Origin of the sequence: Lyngbya aestuarii BL J (assembly GCF_000478195.2) — a bacterium.
In the GTDB taxonomy this organism is placed as follows: Bacteria; Cyanobacteriota; Cyanobacteriia; order Cyanobacteriales; family Microcoleaceae; genus Capilliphycus; species Capilliphycus aestuarii.
Window position 1 is genome coordinate 1 of sequence record NZ_AUZM01000223.1, and the last position, 1,244, is coordinate 1,244.

Here is a 1,244-nt window from a genome sequence, read left to right on the forward strand (position 1 = left end):
GAACGTCCGAAATCCTGAAAATATTCTCAATTTATTATTGGTATTCAAAGTATGGAAACTTCTCTAGAGTCGAATCAGATTAGCCCCAAAATAAAATCCAAAGTTTCAGCAACAGAACCCGATTGGAATCGAGAAAAGTTGAAAAATTGGTGGTCTCCAAATCGACAACTGATTAAATCAATTCGTCAATATCAAAAATGGCAAAAACAAGGTGGACTTTTTGCTAAATTCTTCAAAAATATACACGTCCTAGAGCATCGATTTTGGAGTGTAGCTTCTGGTGCCGATATTCCTTTAAACTGTCAACTGGGTGGAGGGTTAGTGCTGACTCATCCCAATGGAATTGTTATTCATCCTCAAGCCACGATTGGGCCTAACTGTCTAATTTTACAGCAAGTAACTATTACCAAAGGGGTTCAAATTGGGGGTCATGTTGATATCGGAGCTGGGGCTAAAATTCTCAAACAAGCTTATATTGGCGATCATGCTAAAATTGGGGCAAATGCTGTTGTGATTTGTGATGTTCCTCCTGGAGCCACAGCCGTCGGTATTCCCGCTCGGATTATTCCAGCTAAAAACTCAGACAGCAGTGATCATTCCCCACAAACGTTAGAAGATTCCGAAAATCTCTAGTAGAAGTACACCCTTAAATCAATTTATAATCCAAATTTCCGCTTTCGATTGGGTAGAATAGTACGCCAGTTTGTTTTAGCCAGAGCAAGTTGTTGTTCAGAAACTAAAGCATGAGTTAAATTAGCTCCACACAAGTTAGTCCCTCGCAGATTTGTATAACTCAGATTTGCGTAGGTGAGATTAGCACCCCGGAAATCAGCATTTTCTAAATTGGCATAACTCAAGCGAGCATGAGTTAAATTGGCATCTTTAAAAATCGCATCTGAGAGAGACGCTCGCGTAAAATCCACTTTAGATAAATCCGCATTTTGAAAATTTGTCTGTTCTAAGCGAGATTTGGTAAAGTAAGCACCTGAGAATTTTTCACTTCGTAAGTTTAGACCCTGGAGATCACAATCGGTAAAATAGCGTTCGCCTCTAATATAAGCATCATGTAAACTGGCTTCATCCCAACGATGAAATTTGTTTCTCGCTTGAGTATTGGCAGATGTAAACATAGTCGCCGTTGGAGCGCCTTGAGTCGCACTGATCCCCCCATCAACAGACGCAAAATTTTCTCCGAGTTGGGTGTATTCTTTTTTCCGACGCCGAGCATTGAGATCGGAAGAGCA

2 protein-coding genes are annotated in these 1,244 nt (G+C 40.5%); one reads left to right on the plus strand and one right to left on the minus strand.

Going from position 1 to position 1,244, the window contains the following annotated elements:
* Positions 1-51 precede the first annotated feature (51 nt).
* Complete coding sequence (locus M595_RS27680; RefSeq protein ID WP_023067637.1) at positions 52-633, plus strand: serine O-acetyltransferase; 582 nt, start codon at positions 52-54, stop codon at positions 631-633.
* A gap of 23 nt (positions 634-656) precedes the next feature.
* On the opposite strand, the gene M595_RS27685 is transcribed toward M595_RS27680, so the two are convergent.
* On the minus strand, positions 657-1,244 hold a 588-nt coding region (locus M595_RS27685; protein WP_023069872.1), incomplete at its 5' end, for a pentapeptide repeat-containing protein.

Excerpts from the sequence above, each read along its gene's own strand:
- M595_RS27680 (WP_023067637.1), top strand. The coding sequence starts at position 52 with ATGGAAACTTCTCTAGAGTCGAATCAGATTAGCCCCAAAATAAAATCC.